At 67.5% G+C, this 14333-nt stretch carries 16 protein-coding genes; 11 read left to right on the forward strand and 5 right to left on the reverse strand.

The features are described from left to right. Position 1 precedes the first annotated feature (1 nt). The 3 genes from ASF14_RS16025 to ASF14_RS22430 are packed head-to-tail and all read right to left on the reverse strand — an operon-like array spanning position 2 to position 2848. Positions 2-901 (reverse strand): tyrosine recombinase, encoded by a 900-nt coding sequence (locus ASF14_RS16025; RefSeq protein WP_056437334.1) that lies wholly within the window; start codon positions 899-901, stop codon positions 2-4. Continuing rightward, on the reverse strand, positions 898-2667 hold the full coding sequence (locus ASF14_RS22425; protein WP_082442293.1) for a hypothetical protein: 1770 nt from the start codon (positions 2665-2667) through the stop codon (positions 898-900). The genes ASF14_RS16025 and ASF14_RS22425 overlap by 4 nt, the downstream gene beginning before the upstream one ends. 46 nt (positions 2668-2713) lie before the next feature. After that, complete coding sequence (locus ASF14_RS22430; protein ID WP_257575576.1) at positions 2714-2848, reverse strand: hypothetical protein; 135 nt, start codon at positions 2846-2848, stop codon at positions 2714-2716. 81 nt (positions 2849-2929) lie between these two features. Here ASF14_RS22430 and ASF14_RS16035 point away from each other — a divergent pair, with 81 nt between their 5' ends. Genes ASF14_RS16035 through ASF14_RS20960 form a run of 3 tightly spaced genes read left to right on the forward strand, consistent with a single transcriptional unit; the run spans position 2930 to position 4709 of the window. Continuing rightward, the gene (locus ASF14_RS16035) at positions 2930-3472 is read left to right on the forward strand and encodes a shikimate kinase (protein WP_056437338.1); all 543 of its coding nucleotides are present in this window, start codon (positions 2930-2932) and stop codon (positions 3470-3472) included. Then, on the forward strand, positions 3469-4569 hold the full coding sequence (aroB, locus tag ASF14_RS16040) for a 3-dehydroquinate synthase (RefSeq protein WP_056437340.1): 1101 nt from the start codon (positions 3469-3471) through the stop codon (positions 4567-4569). Before ASF14_RS16035 ends, aroB begins: the two co-directional genes overlap by 4 nt. Beyond that, on the forward strand, positions 4569-4709 hold the full coding sequence (locus ASF14_RS20960; RefSeq protein WP_082442294.1) for a DUF2256 domain-containing protein: 141 nt from the start codon (positions 4569-4571) through the stop codon (positions 4707-4709). The genes aroB and ASF14_RS20960 overlap by 1 nt, the downstream gene beginning before the upstream one ends. A gap of 138 nt (positions 4710-4847) precedes the next feature. Here ASF14_RS20960 and ASF14_RS16045 read toward each other — a convergent pair whose 3' ends face one another. Together ASF14_RS16045 and ASF14_RS16050 are read right to left on the reverse strand one after the other, a co-directional pair. Further along, positions 4848-6218 (reverse strand): cryptochrome/photolyase family protein, encoded by a 1371-nt coding sequence (locus ASF14_RS16045; RefSeq protein ID WP_056437343.1) that lies wholly within the window; start codon positions 6216-6218, stop codon positions 4848-4850. A 7-nt stretch (positions 6219-6225) separates the two neighbouring features. Beyond that, positions 6226-7149, reverse strand: a complete 924-nt coding sequence (locus tag ASF14_RS16050) for a histone deacetylase family protein (RefSeq protein ID WP_056437345.1) — start codon at positions 7147-7149, stop codon at positions 6226-6228. A 19-nt stretch (positions 7150-7168) separates the two neighbouring features. Between ASF14_RS16050 and ASF14_RS16055 the strand changes: the two genes are divergently transcribed. From ASF14_RS16055 to cysD, 8 genes are read left to right on the forward strand one after another with little or no spacing between them, the layout of a single operon-like run. Beyond that, entirely contained in the window at positions 7169-8158 is a 990-nt protein-coding gene (locus ASF14_RS16055; RefSeq protein WP_056437347.1) for an alpha/beta hydrolase, read from the forward strand. Positions 8159-8160: 2 nt separating this feature from the next. Then, complete coding sequence (locus ASF14_RS16060) at positions 8161-8676, forward strand: RNA pyrophosphohydrolase (RefSeq protein WP_056438345.1); 516 nt, start codon at positions 8161-8163, stop codon at positions 8674-8676. Positions 8677-8687: 11 nt separating this feature from the next. Further along, complete coding sequence (locus ASF14_RS16065; protein ID WP_056437350.1) at positions 8688-9599, forward strand: DUF481 domain-containing protein; 912 nt, start codon at positions 8688-8690, stop codon at positions 9597-9599. 50 nt (positions 9600-9649) lie between these two features. Then, the gene (locus ASF14_RS16070) at positions 9650-10852 is read left to right on the forward strand and encodes a hydrolase (RefSeq protein WP_056437353.1); all 1203 of its coding nucleotides are present in this window, start codon (positions 9650-9652) and stop codon (positions 10850-10852) included. After that, positions 10849-11868: an arginine N-succinyltransferase gene (locus ASF14_RS16075; RefSeq protein WP_056437356.1), complete on the forward strand. Its 1020-nt coding sequence runs from the start codon at positions 10849-10851 to the stop codon at positions 11866-11868. Before ASF14_RS16070 ends, ASF14_RS16075 begins: the two co-directional genes overlap by 4 nt. 5 nt (positions 11869-11873) lie before the next feature. Beyond that, positions 11874-13127 carry an N-succinylarginine dihydrolase gene (locus ASF14_RS16080; protein ID WP_056438348.1) on the forward strand — a complete coding sequence of 418 codons (1254 nt, stop codon included), beginning with the start codon at positions 11874-11876 and terminating at the stop codon, positions 13125-13127. A 38-nt stretch (positions 13128-13165) separates the two neighbouring features. Further along, entirely contained in the window at positions 13166-13384 is a 219-nt protein-coding gene (locus ASF14_RS16085; RefSeq protein WP_042482538.1) for a hypothetical protein, read from the forward strand. A 49-nt stretch (positions 13385-13433) separates the two neighbouring features. Further along, on the forward strand, positions 13434-14333 hold the full coding sequence (cysD, locus tag ASF14_RS16090; protein ID WP_056437359.1) for a sulfate adenylyltransferase subunit CysD: 900 nt from the start codon (positions 13434-13436) through the stop codon (positions 14331-14333).

Consider the following 14333-nt stretch of genomic DNA (forward strand, 5'->3'; position numbering starts at 1 on the left):
CCTAAGGGCGCTTGTCCCGAAAATCAACGAGCGGGTGTTTCGCATTGACGAGTTCGACCAGTCGGCTCGCCTCGACATGCGTGTAGATTTCGGTCGTGGCGATGTCGGCATGGCCGAGCATCGCCTGCACCGCGCGCAGATCCGCCCCGCCGCCGAGCAGGTGCGTGGCGAAGGCATGACGCAGGACATGCGGGCTGACCCGGTCGGGTGGAATGCCCGCCTCCGCCGCCAGCGCCTTGATCAGCTGATAGAGGCGGATGCGAGTCAGATGCTTCTTGCCGCCGGGAAAGAGCCAGAGCTTGTCGGCCGGGACATGCACCCGCCACGCCGCCACCGCCGCCCGCGCCCGGTCCGAGATCGGCACCATCCGCTCGACGCCGCCCTTGCCCTTCAGGATCAGGAAGGGGCGGTCCGGGTGAACGGCATTGCGCGGCAGGGCGACCAGTTCGCTCGCACGAAGGCCCGAACCATAGAGTAGCTCGACCAGGGCCGCGAGGCGCAGATCGTTTGCGCTGGGATGCGCGGCCCCCGTCCGCTCTGTGATGGCGGCGAACAGGCGGTCGATATCGGCATGGCTGAGTATCTTGGGCAACGCCCGCCGCTGGCCCGGGCGCGGGAGGACCGAAGAGGGATCGTCGCCGCGCAGCCCTTCTTCATGCAGGAAGGCATAGAAGCGCCGCAGCGCCGCTGCCTTGCGCGCAACGGTGGAATTGGCCAGCGACGCCCAGCCTTCGGCCAGCCTCTGGAGCGCGCCCTCATCGGCCTCGCGCAATCCGTCCATCGCCTCGGCGGCGAGGCGCAGGTCGGAGCGATAGGCCGCCAGCGTATTGCCCGCCGCGCCAGCCTCCGCCGCCATCATCTCCAGAAAGCGGTCGACCAGCGCGGCATCGTGCATGTTCATGTCCGGGCGATCGCCTCCGCCGCGATCATCCGCGCCTCGCTATCCAATCCGACCGCGCGCAGCGCCTCGACGATGCGATAGAGCGCCTGGGGCGGCACGCCGCGCCAATCGCCGGTCTGCATCCCGACCGCGCAGAGCAGGACGACCATGCCGGTCTGCCCGTCCGCCACCGCCTGATCCAGCGCCTCGGTCCAGGCATTGCGCTGGCCGACGCGTACGTCGAGCGCCTCGGCGCCCTTTTCGATATCGGTCCGCGACAGCCGCTCGAGCCCCGCCAGTCCGGCAAAGAACATGCGCTGTTTCAGGGCGTCGGCGCTGTAATTCGAGACCTGGTCATAAGCCAGCTGGCCTTGCCGGTCGGGATCGCTCAACACGATCATCGCCCAGGCATCGCTGTTCTGCTTCGCCGCATCGCGCCAGCGCGCCGCACTGCGATCGAGCCCGGCGGACAGCATTGACGCGACCAGCCGGTCGGCCTCGCGTCCGTCGCTCGTCACCGGCAGCCGCGCGGCGGCACGGGCCGTCAGGATCAGTCGGCCATAGGGCGTAGGCGTATCGTCACCCCAGAGGGAGAGCATGGCCGACAACCGCTGTCTCTCGTCCCCGGCGGCATAGGCGTTGCGCAGGTCGTTGCCGATCGCCGACTGGGCCCGGCTGGCCTGATCGTCATCGGCCAGACCGGAATAGAAATCGACCAGCGCGGCGTTGGAAAGAACGCCCAGTGTCGCCGCCTGATCGGCCACCCCGGCCCGCTCGGTCGCGGGCACAGATGGCGAGGTCGCCAGCCAGCCGCGCACCTGTGGCCCGACATAGGAAAGATAATCCGGCGGCACCGTCACGCCCGTCGCGGTGGCTAGGCCGAACCGCCAGACCGTAAGGCGGTCGGCCCCACTCCAATCGACACTGACCGCCTTGCGAGCGGACCCTGCGCCCATCAGCTTTTCGGCAAGCTTCAGGTCGAAGTCGTCGGCGACCCGCTGACGGCGCATCTGGCGAACGGCCACGGTGGCGCGTGCGCCATCCCCCGTCAGCGCCCCGCACCAGCCTTGCGCGAGCCGATAGCCGCCCAGCCCGGTCACCGCGCTGCCGCGATCGGCCAGCGGGCAAAGCCCCGCCGGGTCGCTGGAGGCCAGAAGCGCGTTCATCGCGACCTGATAGAGTTTGGGCGTGTAATTGACCGGATCGACCGACTGCACGACCGCCCGCGCTACCTGCGCCTCGCCCATGCGCAGCAGCAGCCAGGCCCGTTCGGCGGCGAAGTCCGCGCCGTTGACGCCGCGCGGCGTCTCGACGTGCGCGGCCAGGGCGCGACGCAGCAGGATCGAGGTCCAGCGCGACGGCAGGGGCGCGGATAAGCGCCGCATCAGCGTCTCGGCGACGCGACCATCGGCACCGGCAAAGATCGTCTGGTCCAGCGCCCCTTCGCGCGGCCCCGCAGGACCGACCACCGCCAGCGACCGCCGGGCCGAAGCAGGCAGCTCATATTCGGCCAGCGTCGCCGCATCCATGGTGGGCGTCGGCGAGGGCGTGGGCGTCGGGACCGGGGTCGCCAGCGTATCCAGCAGTGCTCCCACGGCGTCGGCGGGGGTCGGCGCAGGCGTCGGCGTGGCCACGGGCGTAGCACCCGGCACCGCACCTGCGACCGGGCGCGCCGTCAACCGGGGGGTCGGCCGGGCACTAGGCTGCGCGGCAGGCTGGCCGAAGCCGGGGGGCAGCAGCGATTCGGGACGGTCCTGCGCCGCGGCAATGGCTGCGGCCCCGACCATCAGCAGGGCTACGGCCCTGGGCAGGTGGCGGAAAGCGCCCCCCCGCTTATTGCAGGTTGCCAAGCGAGACCGCCTTTTCGACCTGGGTGGTCGGCCGTTCGGTCGCCCGGCCCGAGAGCAGGAACAGCCCGCCGACGACGATGACGAGAAGGACGATGAGCGAAACGACCATACGGGACATGAAACGCAAAACCTTATAATGGACCCGTGAAAGCCCGGCCGGTGTTGCCGGGCGCGCGCCCGCTGTATAGCGCAGAGCGCAATGTTGCAAAGCCACAACCCTGTAGATGCAAGCTGGAACGGGTCGCCCATCGTGCTCGTCGGTCTGATGGGCGTGGGCAAGTCGACCGTGGGCCGCCGTCTGGCGAATCGGTTGCGCGTGCCCTTCGTCGATGCCGACACCGCGATCGAGCAAGCCGCCGGCATGAGCATCCCCGAAATCTTCGAACATTACGGCGAACCCTATTTCCGCGACGGCGAGCGCCGCGTGATCGCTCGGCTGGTCGATGGTCGCCCCAAGGTGATCGCGACCGGCGGCGGCGCGTTCATCAATGACGAGACGCGCGCGCTGATCCTGGAACAGGCGACCGCCATCTGGCTGAATGCGAGCCCCGAGGTCCTGGCCGAGCGCGTCAAGCGCCGCGACACCCGGCCGCTTCTGCGCGGCAAGGACCCGCTGAAGGTGCTGCGCGAGCTGTCGGCCGTCCGCAACCCGATCTATGCGCTCGCCCCAATCCATGTCTCCAGCAAGCGGGGGCCGCACGAGGCCACCGTCAACGCCATCCTGAAAGCCATCGGACGATGAAGACCGTCACCGTGTCGCTCGGCGACCGCAGCTATCCCATCCATATCGAAGCCGGGCTGCTGCCCCGCGCCGCCGAGTATCTTGCGCCCCTGTCGCGCGGGCGTCGCATGGCGATCGTGACCGACGAAAATGTCCGGCCGCATCTGGCGGTGCTCCAGGCATCGCTGGAGGCTGCGGGCGTCGCGAGCGAGGCGATCATCCTGCCGCCGGGCGAGAAGACCAAGAGCTGGGCGATGCTGGAGCATGTCTGCGACCGGCTGCTCGAGCTCGGCATCGAGCGGGCGGATCATGTCATCGCGCTGGGCGGCGGGGTGATCGGCGATCTGGTCGGTTTCGCCTGTTCGATCGTCAAGCGTGGCTGCCGCTTCGTACAGATCCCGACAACCTTGCTGTCGCAGGTCGATTCGTCGGTCGGCGGCAAGACCGCGATCAACACGTCGGCGGGCAAGAACCTGATCGGTGCCTTCCACCAGCCCGCCATGGTGCTGATCGACCCGGACGTGCTCGACACGCTGCCCGCGCGCCAAGTCCGGGCGGGTTATGCCGAGGTCGTCAAATATGGCCTGATCGACGACTTCGCCTTTTTCGAATGGTGCGAGGCGAACGCCCCTGCATTGCTGGCGGGGGATGCCGATGCACGAGTGTACGCCATCGCGCATTCGGTCGCGGCGAAGGCGCGGATCGTGGCGGCGGACGAGCATGAGACGAACGGCATCCGCGCGCTCCTGAACCTCGGCCATACTTTCGGCCATGCGCTGGAGGCGGAGGCAGGCTTCTCCGACCGGTTGCTCCATGGTGAAGGCGTCGCGGCGGGCTGTGCCCTCGCCTTCCGCTATTCGGTGCGCAAGGGCCTCTGCGAGCGGCAGGATGCCGAGCGGGTCGCGGCGCATCTCCGCGCGATCGGCCTGCCCGACGGCTTGGCGGCCGCCGGGATCGATGCCCCCTCCGCGACGTTGGTCGAGCATATGAAGCACGACAAGAAGATGGCGGCGGGCACCCTGCCCTTCCTGCTCGCGCGCGGGATCGGGCAGACCTATCTGGACAAGACGGTCGATCTGGCCGACATCGCCGCCTTCCTCGATACCGAGCCGCGCTGATGCCCAACGGCGTCGCCAAGCAGAACCTGCCGAGCAAGACTTGCCCGGCATGTGGGCGGCCCTTCACCTGGCGCAAGAAGTGGGCGCGGGACTGGGATCAGGTGGTGTATTGTTCGGATGCGTGCCGGAAGAAGCGGTAATCACCCCGCCGTTCGCATCGAGCGAAGTTGAGATGCCTTCCCTTGGCCTTCGACTTCGCTCAGGCTAAGCGGAGCGGGGGGAGTCCGGCTTTTACAACCTCCGTTCAGCCTGAGCGAAGTCGAAGGCCACGCCCCGACCTACCCCCGCATCTTCTTCGCCGCCGCCAGGGCCCGCTCTCGCCCTTCGCGGTGCCCGATGATCTTGGCCGGATAATCCTTCGGCCGACACCCGGCCTCTTCCGGATCATGGATCGCGGCGTCCGACACATGCTTCAACTCCGGCACCCATTGCCGGATATAGTCGCCCGCATCGAACTTCTCCGACTGGCTGAGCGGTGCCATGATCCGGCCGAACATGTTCGAATCGATCCCCGTCCCGGCGATCCACTGCCAGTTGACGGCATTGTTCCCGTAATCGGCATCGACCAGACAGTCCCAGAACCAGCGCTCGCCCTCGCGCCAGTCGATCAGCAGATGCTTGATGAGGAAGGAGGCGGTGATCATCCGCACCCGGTTGTGCATCCAGCCTGTCGTCCAGAGCTGGCGCATGCCCGCGTCCACGATCGGATAGCCGGTGCGGCCGGTCTGCCACGCCTTCAGGTCCTTGCCCGCCTCCGCACCGCTCCGCCATGGCATCGTGTCGAACGCGTCGCGGCCGTTGCGGTCGGCATAGTCAGGCAGCGCCATGACCACGCCATCGGTAAAGTCCCGCCAGGCCAGTTCCTTGCGAAACGTCTCGGTATCCCCGCGCCGGGCGAGCGAATGCCACACGGCACGCACCGAGACTTCCCCGAAATGCAGGTGCGGCGACAGGCGTGAGCTGCCCTCCTTGGACGGCATGTTGCGCGCGGTGTCATAGGCGACCGCCTTCTCGCCGAAGTCCGCCATCCGTTCGCGCGCCGTCGCCTCGCCCGGTATCCAGTCCTCGTCGAAACCGGTCGACCAGTCGGGCTTGGTGGGGAGCAGCGACCAGTCGGCCAGCGTATCGCTGTTCGGCCAATGCCCAGGGGCCTCCAGCCTCTCGGGGCGGTCGCATGGATGTTCGGGCGGCAAATGGCCCTGCAATCCCTTCCAGAAGGCCGAATATATCCGGAACGGCTTGCCGCTGCCCGTCGTCACCAGTTCCGGCCGTGCCAGATGATTGCCGTCATGCAGCGTCAGACAATCGTCCAGCGCCTCCTCCGCCTTGCGCCACCAGGGCTCGTAATGACGGATGGCATGGATTTCGGTCGCGCCTGTTTCCTCCATCAACGCGCGCAGGGTTTCAACGGCCCTGCCCCGCCGCAGGATCAGGCGGCTGCCCAGTTCCTTTAAGTCCTTCGCAAGCGAGGTCAGGCTGTGATGCAGCCACCAGCGCTGCGCCGCGCCCATCCGCCAGTCGCCCGGCGTCTCATCATCGAGGATATAGACCGGAATGACCGGCCCGGCCTCGGCCGCCGCCAGGAGAGCCGGTTGATCGTGAAGGCGAAGATCCTGGCGAAACCACAGGATCGTGGGAGAAGCTGTCATCCAGCCGCTACGCTTCGGCCTTCGCCGGGTTCCGATGGGACAGTCTTTCGCCCAGAGTCTGGATCGCCGTGACGTGCCGTTCTGCGATCGCCATGACGTCATCGCCATAGCCGCCGCCGACCGTGCTGGCGACGGGAAGCCCCCGCGCCAATGCCAGATCGGCGATCAGTTTTTCGCGGGCAACCAGCCCCTCCCGCGTCAAGGACAGACGTCCCAGCCGATCCTCGACGAACGGATCGACCCCGGCCTGATACAGGATGATGTCGGGCCGATGCTCGTCGAGGAACGGCGTCACGGTCGCGGCCAGTTCGGCGAGATAGCCGTCATCATCCACGCCGTCGGGCAATCCGACGTCCAGTGTCGAGCGGGCCTTGCGTGCCGGGAAGTTCTTCTCGGCATGGATCGAATAGGTCACGATATCCGGCCGCCCGGCGGTCAGCGCGGCGGTGCCGTCGCCCTGATGCACGTCGCAATCGACGATCGCCACCCGGCCGACGACACCCTGCTCGACCAGCCGCACCGCCGCCACCGCCAGATCGTTGAACACGCAGTATCCCGCCCCCGTATTGGCCAGCGCATGATGGCTGCCCCCAGCGGTATTGGCGGCGAAGCCATGTTCCAGCGCCAGCAGCGCGGCGGTCCACGTACCCCCCGGCACCGCCCGCGCCCGATGGGCGACCTGCTCGGTGATCGGAAAGCCGATCCGCCGAGTCTTGTCGGGCGGCACGCGGGCCTCCAGCACCTCGGCGACATAATCGGGGTCGTGCACCGCCTCCAGCCAGACCGGCGGGATCAGTTCGGGCTCGGTCCAGACCACTGCATCGCCCTTTGCCCGCAGCAGATCGCGGATCGCCCCGTTCTTGCCCCAGCGATAGGTGGAACGCGCCGGTGCCTCGGTGACATAGGCGGGGTGATGGACGACATGGATCATCGCCCCTAGGTAGGAAGCCATGACCCGCGATAGGAGGGCCACGGCCCCGCTGCCCGAACTGCGTGCCCCAAAACTGCGAACCGACGTGGCGCGCTTTCTCGGCTATTATAACCGTCTTCCCGGCCCGCCCCAGCAGGAACTGGGTCCCGAGGCCGCCCGCCAGATGATGCGCGCCGCGCGCGACCTTACCGACCCGCCGGTGGGGCCGCTCGCGCTCGATGAGGCGTTCACGATTCTGGGCCCGGCGGGGCCGATCCCCGTGCGGCGCTTCGATCCGCGCGAACGGCGCGAGCCCGGCCCGGTGATGCTGTTCTTCCACGGCGGCGGCTTCGTGATCGGCGATATCGACACCCATGCGCCGCTCGCCGCCGAGATGGCGCGCACGCTCGACCTCCCCGTCCTGTCGGTCGGCTATCGCCTCGCGCCCGAGCATCCCTGGCCCGCCGCGCCCGACGACTGCGAGGCGGCGGCGCGCTGGCTGGCCGGGCAGCCGGGAACGACCGGGCTGATCGTGGCAGGCGACAGTGCGGGCGGCACGCTCGCCACCGTCACCGCCATGAGCCTGCGCGATCGGCCCGCCGATGCGCCCGTGATCGCCCAAGGGCTGCTCTATCCGGCTACCGACATGGCGCGCGCGCATCCCTCGCTCCGGGACTTTGCCGAGGGGTATTTCCTGACCCGCGCAATGCTGGACTGGTTCGTCGCCTGCTACGCCGCCGATCTGGGCGATGTGCGCGCGGCGCCGATGCGCGGCGAACTGGCCGATATGCCGCCCGCCGTCATCATGACCGCCGAGTGCGACCCGATCCGCGACCAGGGCCGAGCCTATGCCGCCGCGCTGGCCAAGGCCGGCGTGCCCGTCACCTTTCGTGAGGCACGCGGCACGATCCATGGCTTTGCGACGCTGCGCAAGGCGATCCCCTCCGGCGTCCGCGATCTCACCGCTTTCCTGCTTGCGTTGAAGGCCGTGATCGTCGAGGCGGAGGGCATCCGCCCGATGGGACAATGATGATGACCGACCTTCCCTATCGCCCCTGCGCGGGCGTCATCCTGATGAACCGCGACGGCCGCGTCTTTGTCGGCCAGCGGATCGATTCGACGCTGGAGGCATGGCAGCTTCCGCAAGGCGGCATCGATCCCGGCGAGGAGGCCGATGCGGCAGGACTTCGCGAGCTGTTCGAGGAAACCGGCGTCACCGCCGACAAGGTCGAGCTGATCGCACGCGCGCCCCATGAACTCACCTACGACCTGCCCGAGGACATGATCGGCAAGGTGTGGAAGGGCAAGTGGCGCGGCCAGCGGCAGATCTGGTTCCTCTACCGCTTCCTGGGCGAGGACAGTGACATCCGCATCGATACCGAGCATCCCGAATTCCGCGCCTGGCGCTGGGCCGAGCCGGAAACGCTCCCAGCCATGATCGTGCCGTTCAAGAAGGCGCTGTACGAGGAACTGCTGGTCGTCTTCGCAAAGCATTTCACCGCAACCCATGGAAATGCGGCGGTTTCAGTCCATGGGACAAAGGGCTAAGGCACCGGACGATGAAGACGCGGCTGTTCCTGATCCCGATGGCGCTCGGCCTGCTCGCCAATGCCGATCCCAAGGACCCGGACCCGGCGCTGATCCCGCCCCAGATCCGTTCGATGCTGGAGGCCGCGATCGCCAGCGGCAACGAGAACGACATCACCACCGTCGTCCGCTACGCCCGCAACGCGGTGCCCGAGGCCGCCGACGCGATCGACGCGATGGCCGATGTCTGGCGGGACGAAAAGACCGCGAGCCGCAGCCGGACCCTGCGCGAAGCGACCTTTTTCGACCTGTGGCATGGCCGGGTGGAACTGGGCGGTTTCGCGACGACGGGCAACAGCCAGAATATCGGCCTGACGGGCATTGTCGACCTGACCCGCGAAGGGCTGCAATGGCGACACAAGCTGCGCTTCCAGGGTGACTATCAGGAAAGCTTCAACGTCGTCAGCCGCGAACATTATGTCGCGTCCTACGAGCCGAACTTCAAACTGAACGCTAACAACTATGTCTATGGCGCGGCGCAATATGAAAGCGATCGCTTCCTCGGCTATTTCAACCGTATCTCGGCGTCGAGCGGGGCGGGCTACAGCGCGATCCGCAAGCCGCGCATGACCCTGGACGTCGAACTCGGCCCGGCGTTCCGGCACACCGAGTTCACCGACGGGCGGATCGAAAGCGCGCTGGCCGCGCGCGGCAATTTGAACTTCGTGTGGAAGCTGACCCCGGCCATGACGTTCAACCAGAACGCCTCGGCCTATGTGCAGAAGTTCAACAGCACGGTCAGCACGAATTCGGCGCTGAACGCCAAGCTGTTCGGTCCGCTCTCGGCCGCGCTGTCCTACAACGTTCAGTATGAAAGCGAGCCGCCGCTAGGCCGCCGGACGACGGACACGATCACCCGCGCCTCGGTGGTGTACAGCTTCTAATTTCGGCGACGGGGTTCACCTTTGCCGTGTCCATGGCCTAGATTGAGGTCATGGAGAGACTGAACACGATCGAGCGGGACGCGGTGGCGTCCGCCGCCGCCTATCCCATGCTGCCGCTGGTCGAGGAATGGGCCGCGATCAACAGCGGCACCCGCAACGTGGCCGGGCTGGCAATCATGGCCGACCGGCTGGCCGAGCATTTCGGGACCCTGCCGGGCGATCTTGCCCTGGTCGAACCCGAGCCGGTCGAACGGATCGGCAGCGACGGCCGGTCCGCGCCGCTGGCCCATGGCCGCCATCTGCTGCTGTCCGTCCGCCCGGACGCCGCCCGCCGGATGCTGTTCACCGGCCATATGGATACCGTCTATCCGGTCGATCACCCGTTCCAGGCCGTGACGCGGATCGACGAGAACCGGCTCGGTGGGCCGGGGGTCGCGGATATGAAGGGCGGGCTGGCGGTGCTGCTCGCCGCGCTGAAGGCGGTCGAGGCAAGCCCCCTGGCCGAACGGTTCGGCTATGACGTCCTGATCAATTCGGACGAGGAAACCGGATCGGCCTCTTCGGCCGCGCTGATCGCGAAATGTGCGGGCGGCAAGGTTGCCGCGCTCACCTACGAACCCGCTCTGCCCGACGGCACGCTGGCAGGCGCGCGGGGCGGCACCGGCAATTTCACCATAGTCGTGCGCGGACGCAGCGCCCATGCGGGCCGCAATCCCGAGGAGGGACGCAACGCCATCGTCGCCGCCGCACGGATCACGCTGGAGCTGTCGCAGCTTGCCGCCGACGACATCACCGTCAACCCGGCCCGGATCGATGGCGGCGGCCCGAACAATGTCGTGCCCGATCTGGCGATGCTGCACGTCAATTTCCGTCCGCGCGCGCTGGCCGCGATCGAGCGGACCGGCGCGGCGATGAAGGCGATCGCCGAACGGATCGCCACCGAACACGATGTGCGCGTCGAGGTCCATGGCAGTTTCAATCGCCCCCCCAAACCCATCGACGACGGCGCGGCCGCCTTGTTCGAGACGGTTCGCGGCGCGGGAGCCGATCTGGGCCTGACCATCCGCTGGCGCGACACCGGCGGCGTGTGCGACGGCAACAATATCGCGGCCGCAGGGGTGCCCGTCGTCGACACGATGGGCGTGCGCGGCGGCGCGATCCACTCTCCGGACGAATATATGCTGATCGACAGCCTGGCCGAACGTGCGGGCTTGTCGACGCTGACCATCCTGCGCATCATCGGTGCCGCATGAGCAGCTTTTGCATCCGCCCCGCGGTCGATAGCGACCTTCGCCACCTCTATGAAATGGCCAAGCTGACCGGCGGCGGCTTCACCAACCTGCCCCCCGATCGCCGCGCCCTGACCGCCAAGCTGGCGCGCAGCCATGACGCCTTTGCGGGCCATGGCGACGGCAAGGTCAAGGACGAGCTGTTCGTCCTGATGCTGGAGGATCGCGCGACCGGCGAAGTACGGGGCACCTGCCAGATCTTCACCCATGTCGGGCAGAAGCATCCCTTTTACAGCTATCGCATCGGCACGCTGACCCAGCATAGCCGGGAACTCGACCGCACCTTCCGCGCCGAGATGCTGTCGCTGACCACCGATCTGGAAGGCGCGAGCGAGGTCGGCGGCCTGTTCCTTCACCCCGGCGAGCGCGCCGGGGGTCTGGGCCTGCTGCTCGCCCGCAGCCGTTACCTGTTCATGCGCGCCAACCGCCCGCGCTTCGCCGACCGGGTGCTCGCCGAGCTGCGCGGGGTGATCGACGAGGCGGGCGGATCGCCCTTCTGGGACGGTCTGGCAGGGCGCTTCTTCGGGATGAATTTCCAGGAGGCCGACCAGTTCAATGCGATCCACGGCCATCAGTTCATCGCCGACCTGATGCCCAAGCACCCCATCTACACCGCGATGCTGACCGAGACGGCGCGCGCCGCCATCGGCCTGCCCCATCCCTCGGGGCGGGCCGCCATGCGGATGCTGGAGAATGAGGGCTTCGCCTTCGAACATTATATCGACATTTTCGATGGCGGACCGACGATGACCGCGCGGACCGATCAGGTGCGCACCATCCGCGACGCGCGCGAAAACACGGTCGTCGCGATCGACGCGCATCCGGGGCGCGAGGCGCTGGTCGCGACGGGGCGGCTCGCCGACTTCCGTTGCGCGCTGGCCGAGATCCGCGACGGCGATGGCGGGATCATCCTGTCCGAAGACGCCGCCCGTACGCTCGACCTGACGGTCGGCGATACCGTCCTGCATATCGATCGGTGAGCATCATGCTGAGAGAGATCAATTTCGACGGCATCATCGGGCCGAGCCACAATTATGCCGGGCTCAGTCACGGCAACCTCGCCGCCACGCGCAACGCGGGCAAGACCTCGCATCCCAAGGCCGCCGCGCTTCAGGGGATCGCCAAAATGCGCGCGAATCTCGACCTGGGGTTGGTGCAGGGCGTCCTCCTGCCGCATTCCCGGCCCGATCATGGCTGGCTCGGGCGGCTGGCGACCGATTATGACTCGGCCTCGCCGGTCCTGAAGGCGCAGGCGCTGTCTGCCTCGGCGATGTGGGCCGCCAACGCCGCGACCGTCTCGCCCGCGCCCGACACGCGCGACGGGCGCTGCCACCTGACCGTCGCCAATCTGCTGACCATGCCGCATCGCAGCCATGAATGGCCCGCGACGCTGGCGCAGCTGCGGATGATCTTCGCCGACCCGGCCTTTGTCGTCCATCCACCTGTGCCTGCGCCCTTCGGCGACGAGGGTGCGGCCAATCACATGCGGCTGTGCAGCGGCCATGATCATCCGGGCGTCGAAATCTTCGTCTTCGGCGAGAGCGGTGGCCCCTTCCCCGCGCGCCAGCATCGCCAGGCGTGCGAAGCGGTCGCCCGCGCGCATCGCCTGTCCCCCGACCGGGTGCTCTTCGCGCGCCAGTCCGATGCGGCCATCGCGGCGGGGGCCTTCCATAACGATGTCGTCGCCGTCGCCAACGAACGGGTGCTGTTCGCGCATGAGCAGGCCTTCGCCGACCGTGATACCTTCTACACCGATCTGCGCACCCTCATGCCCGATGTCGAAATCGTCGAGGTGCCCGCCGAGAGCGTCAGCCTGGAGGATGCCATCGCCTCCTACCTGTTCAACGCGCAACTGGTGACACCGCCGGGCGGCGAGCCGACGCTGATCCTGCCGCAGGAGGCGCGCGACAATGCCCCCGTCTGGTCCTGGCTTCAGGACCACGTCGCGGGCAATGGTCCGATCCGGCGGCTGGAGGTCGTCAACGTGCGCGAATCGATGGCCAATGGCGGCGGGCCCGCCTGTCTGCGACTGCGCGTGGTGGCCGACCCGGCGACCATCGACCCGCGCTTCCTGGTCGATCATGCCGCGCTGGACCGCATTGCCGCCGTGATCGAGGCGCATTGGCCCGACGCGATCGACCCCACCGAAATCGGCGACCTGGCGCTGATCGGCCGGATCGAGGCCGCGTGCCTCGCCCTCCTGACCGCGCTCGACTGTCTCAAATTGGCAAGCGGTTGACCCTTGGCGGCGGGGCGATCAGGTGGTGTAATGGCGCCATGTGGTCCCGCCTGGTCGCCCTGTTCACGATCAAGTCGAAGTTCGAGGCTTTTCTGGTCATCTACGGCCTGGGCCTCGGCGCGGTCGAGCGCGGCATGCATTATCTGACCGCTTATCCGGGACTTCCGGGCAAGATCCTGTTCGCCGCCTGCCCCATCGCGGTGTTCATGGCGGGTGCGCGCATCCTCGACTCGCTGGAGCGGGACTATCGCGATTGACAGGATAAGTTGGTCGCACGGTTCGCTGGCGACATTATCTGACAATCCGATGACTGGCCTTACCCACCTGCAACGCCTCGAAGCCGAGAGCATCCATATCCTTCGCGAAGTGGTCGCCGAGACCGAGCGTCCGGTGATGCTCTATTCGGTCGGCAAGGATTCGGCCGTGATGCTGCATCTGGCGAAGAAGGCGTTCTTTCCGGCACGCCCGCCCTTCCCGCTGCTCCATGTCGATACGACCTGGAAGTTCCGCGCCATGTACGAGCTGCGCAACCGCGCGGCCGAGGCGGCGGGGATGGAGCTGATCGTCCACCGCAACCCGGAGGCTGAGGCGCTCGGCATCAACCCGTTCGATCATGGCAGCCGCCACACCGATATGTGGAAGACCGAAGGGTTGAAGCAGGCGCTGACCGCAGGCGGCTATGACGCCGCGTTCGGCGGCGCGCGGCGCGACGAAGAAAAGAGCCGCGCGAAGGAGCGCGTCTTCTCCTTCCGCTCGGCCGCGCATGGCTGGGACCCCAAGGCGCAGCGACCCGAGCTGTGGAACCTCTACAACAGCCGCATCCACAAGGGGGAAAGCATCCGCGTCTTCCCGCTGTCCAACTGGACCGAACTCGATATCTGGCAATATATCCTGCAGGAGGGCATCGAGATCGTGCCGCTCTATTTCGCCGCCCCGCGCCCGACGGTGGAGCGCGACGGCATGCTGCTGATGGTCGATGACGACCGTTTCCGCCTGAGGCCCGGCGAGGTGCCGGTCGATCGCTCGATCCGCTTCCGCACGCTGGGCTGCTATCCGCTGACCGGTGCGGTCGAGAGCGAGGCGGCAACCCTGTCCGAAGTCATCCAGGAAATGCTGCTGACCACCACGTCCGAGCGGCAGGGGCGTGCGATCGATCACGATCAGGCGGCCAGCATGGAGAAGAAGAAGCGCGAGGGGTATTTCTGA

The organism is Sphingomonas sp. Leaf257 (assembly GCF_001422185.1).
GTDB classification, from domain to species: Bacteria; Pseudomonadota; Alphaproteobacteria; order Sphingomonadales; family Sphingomonadaceae; genus Sphingomonas; species Sphingomonas yabuuchiae.

Excerpts from the sequence above, each read along its gene's own strand:
- ASF14_RS16025 (WP_056437334.1), bottom strand. The coding sequence starts at position 901 with ATGAACATGCACGATGCCGCGCTGGTCGACCGCTTTCTGGAGATGATG.
- ASF14_RS22425 (WP_082442293.1), bottom strand. The coding sequence starts at position 2,667 with ATGGTCGGGGCCGCAGCCATTGCCGCGGCGCAGGACCGTCCCGAATCG.
- ASF14_RS22430 (WP_257575576.1), bottom strand. The coding sequence starts at position 2,848 with ATGTCCCGTATGGTCGTTTCGCTCATCGTCCTTCTCGTCATCGTCGTC.
- ASF14_RS16035 (WP_056437338.1), top strand. The coding sequence starts at position 2,930 with ATGTTGCAAAGCCACAACCCTGTAGATGCAAGCTGGAACGGGTCGCCC.
- aroB (WP_056437340.1), top strand. The coding sequence starts at position 3,469 with ATGAAGACCGTCACCGTGTCGCTCGGCGACCGCAGCTATCCCATCCAT.
- ASF14_RS20960 (WP_082442294.1), top strand. The coding sequence starts at position 4,569 with ATGCCCAACGGCGTCGCCAAGCAGAACCTGCCGAGCAAGACTTGCCCG.
- ASF14_RS16045 (WP_056437343.1), bottom strand. The coding sequence starts at position 6,218 with ATGACAGCTTCTCCCACGATCCTGTGGTTTCGCCAGGATCTTCGCCTT.
- ASF14_RS16050 (WP_056437345.1), bottom strand. The coding sequence starts at position 7,149 with ATGATCCATGTCGTCCATCACCCCGCCTATGTCACCGAGGCACCGGCG.
- ASF14_RS16055 (WP_056437347.1), top strand. The coding sequence starts at position 7,169 with ATGACCCGCGATAGGAGGGCCACGGCCCCGCTGCCCGAACTGCGTGCC.
- ASF14_RS16060 (WP_056438345.1), top strand. The coding sequence starts at position 8,161 with ATGACCGACCTTCCCTATCGCCCCTGCGCGGGCGTCATCCTGATGAAC.
- ASF14_RS16065 (WP_056437350.1), top strand. The coding sequence starts at position 8,688 with ATGAAGACGCGGCTGTTCCTGATCCCGATGGCGCTCGGCCTGCTCGCC.
- ASF14_RS16070 (WP_056437353.1), top strand. The coding sequence starts at position 9,650 with ATGGAGAGACTGAACACGATCGAGCGGGACGCGGTGGCGTCCGCCGCC.
- ASF14_RS16075 (WP_056437356.1), top strand. The coding sequence starts at position 10,849 with ATGAGCAGCTTTTGCATCCGCCCCGCGGTCGATAGCGACCTTCGCCAC.
- ASF14_RS16080 (WP_056438348.1), top strand. The coding sequence starts at position 11,874 with ATGCTGAGAGAGATCAATTTCGACGGCATCATCGGGCCGAGCCACAAT.
- ASF14_RS16085 (WP_042482538.1), top strand. The coding sequence starts at position 13,166 with ATGTGGTCCCGCCTGGTCGCCCTGTTCACGATCAAGTCGAAGTTCGAG.
- cysD (WP_056437359.1), top strand. The coding sequence starts at position 13,434 with ATGACTGGCCTTACCCACCTGCAACGCCTCGAAGCCGAGAGCATCCAT.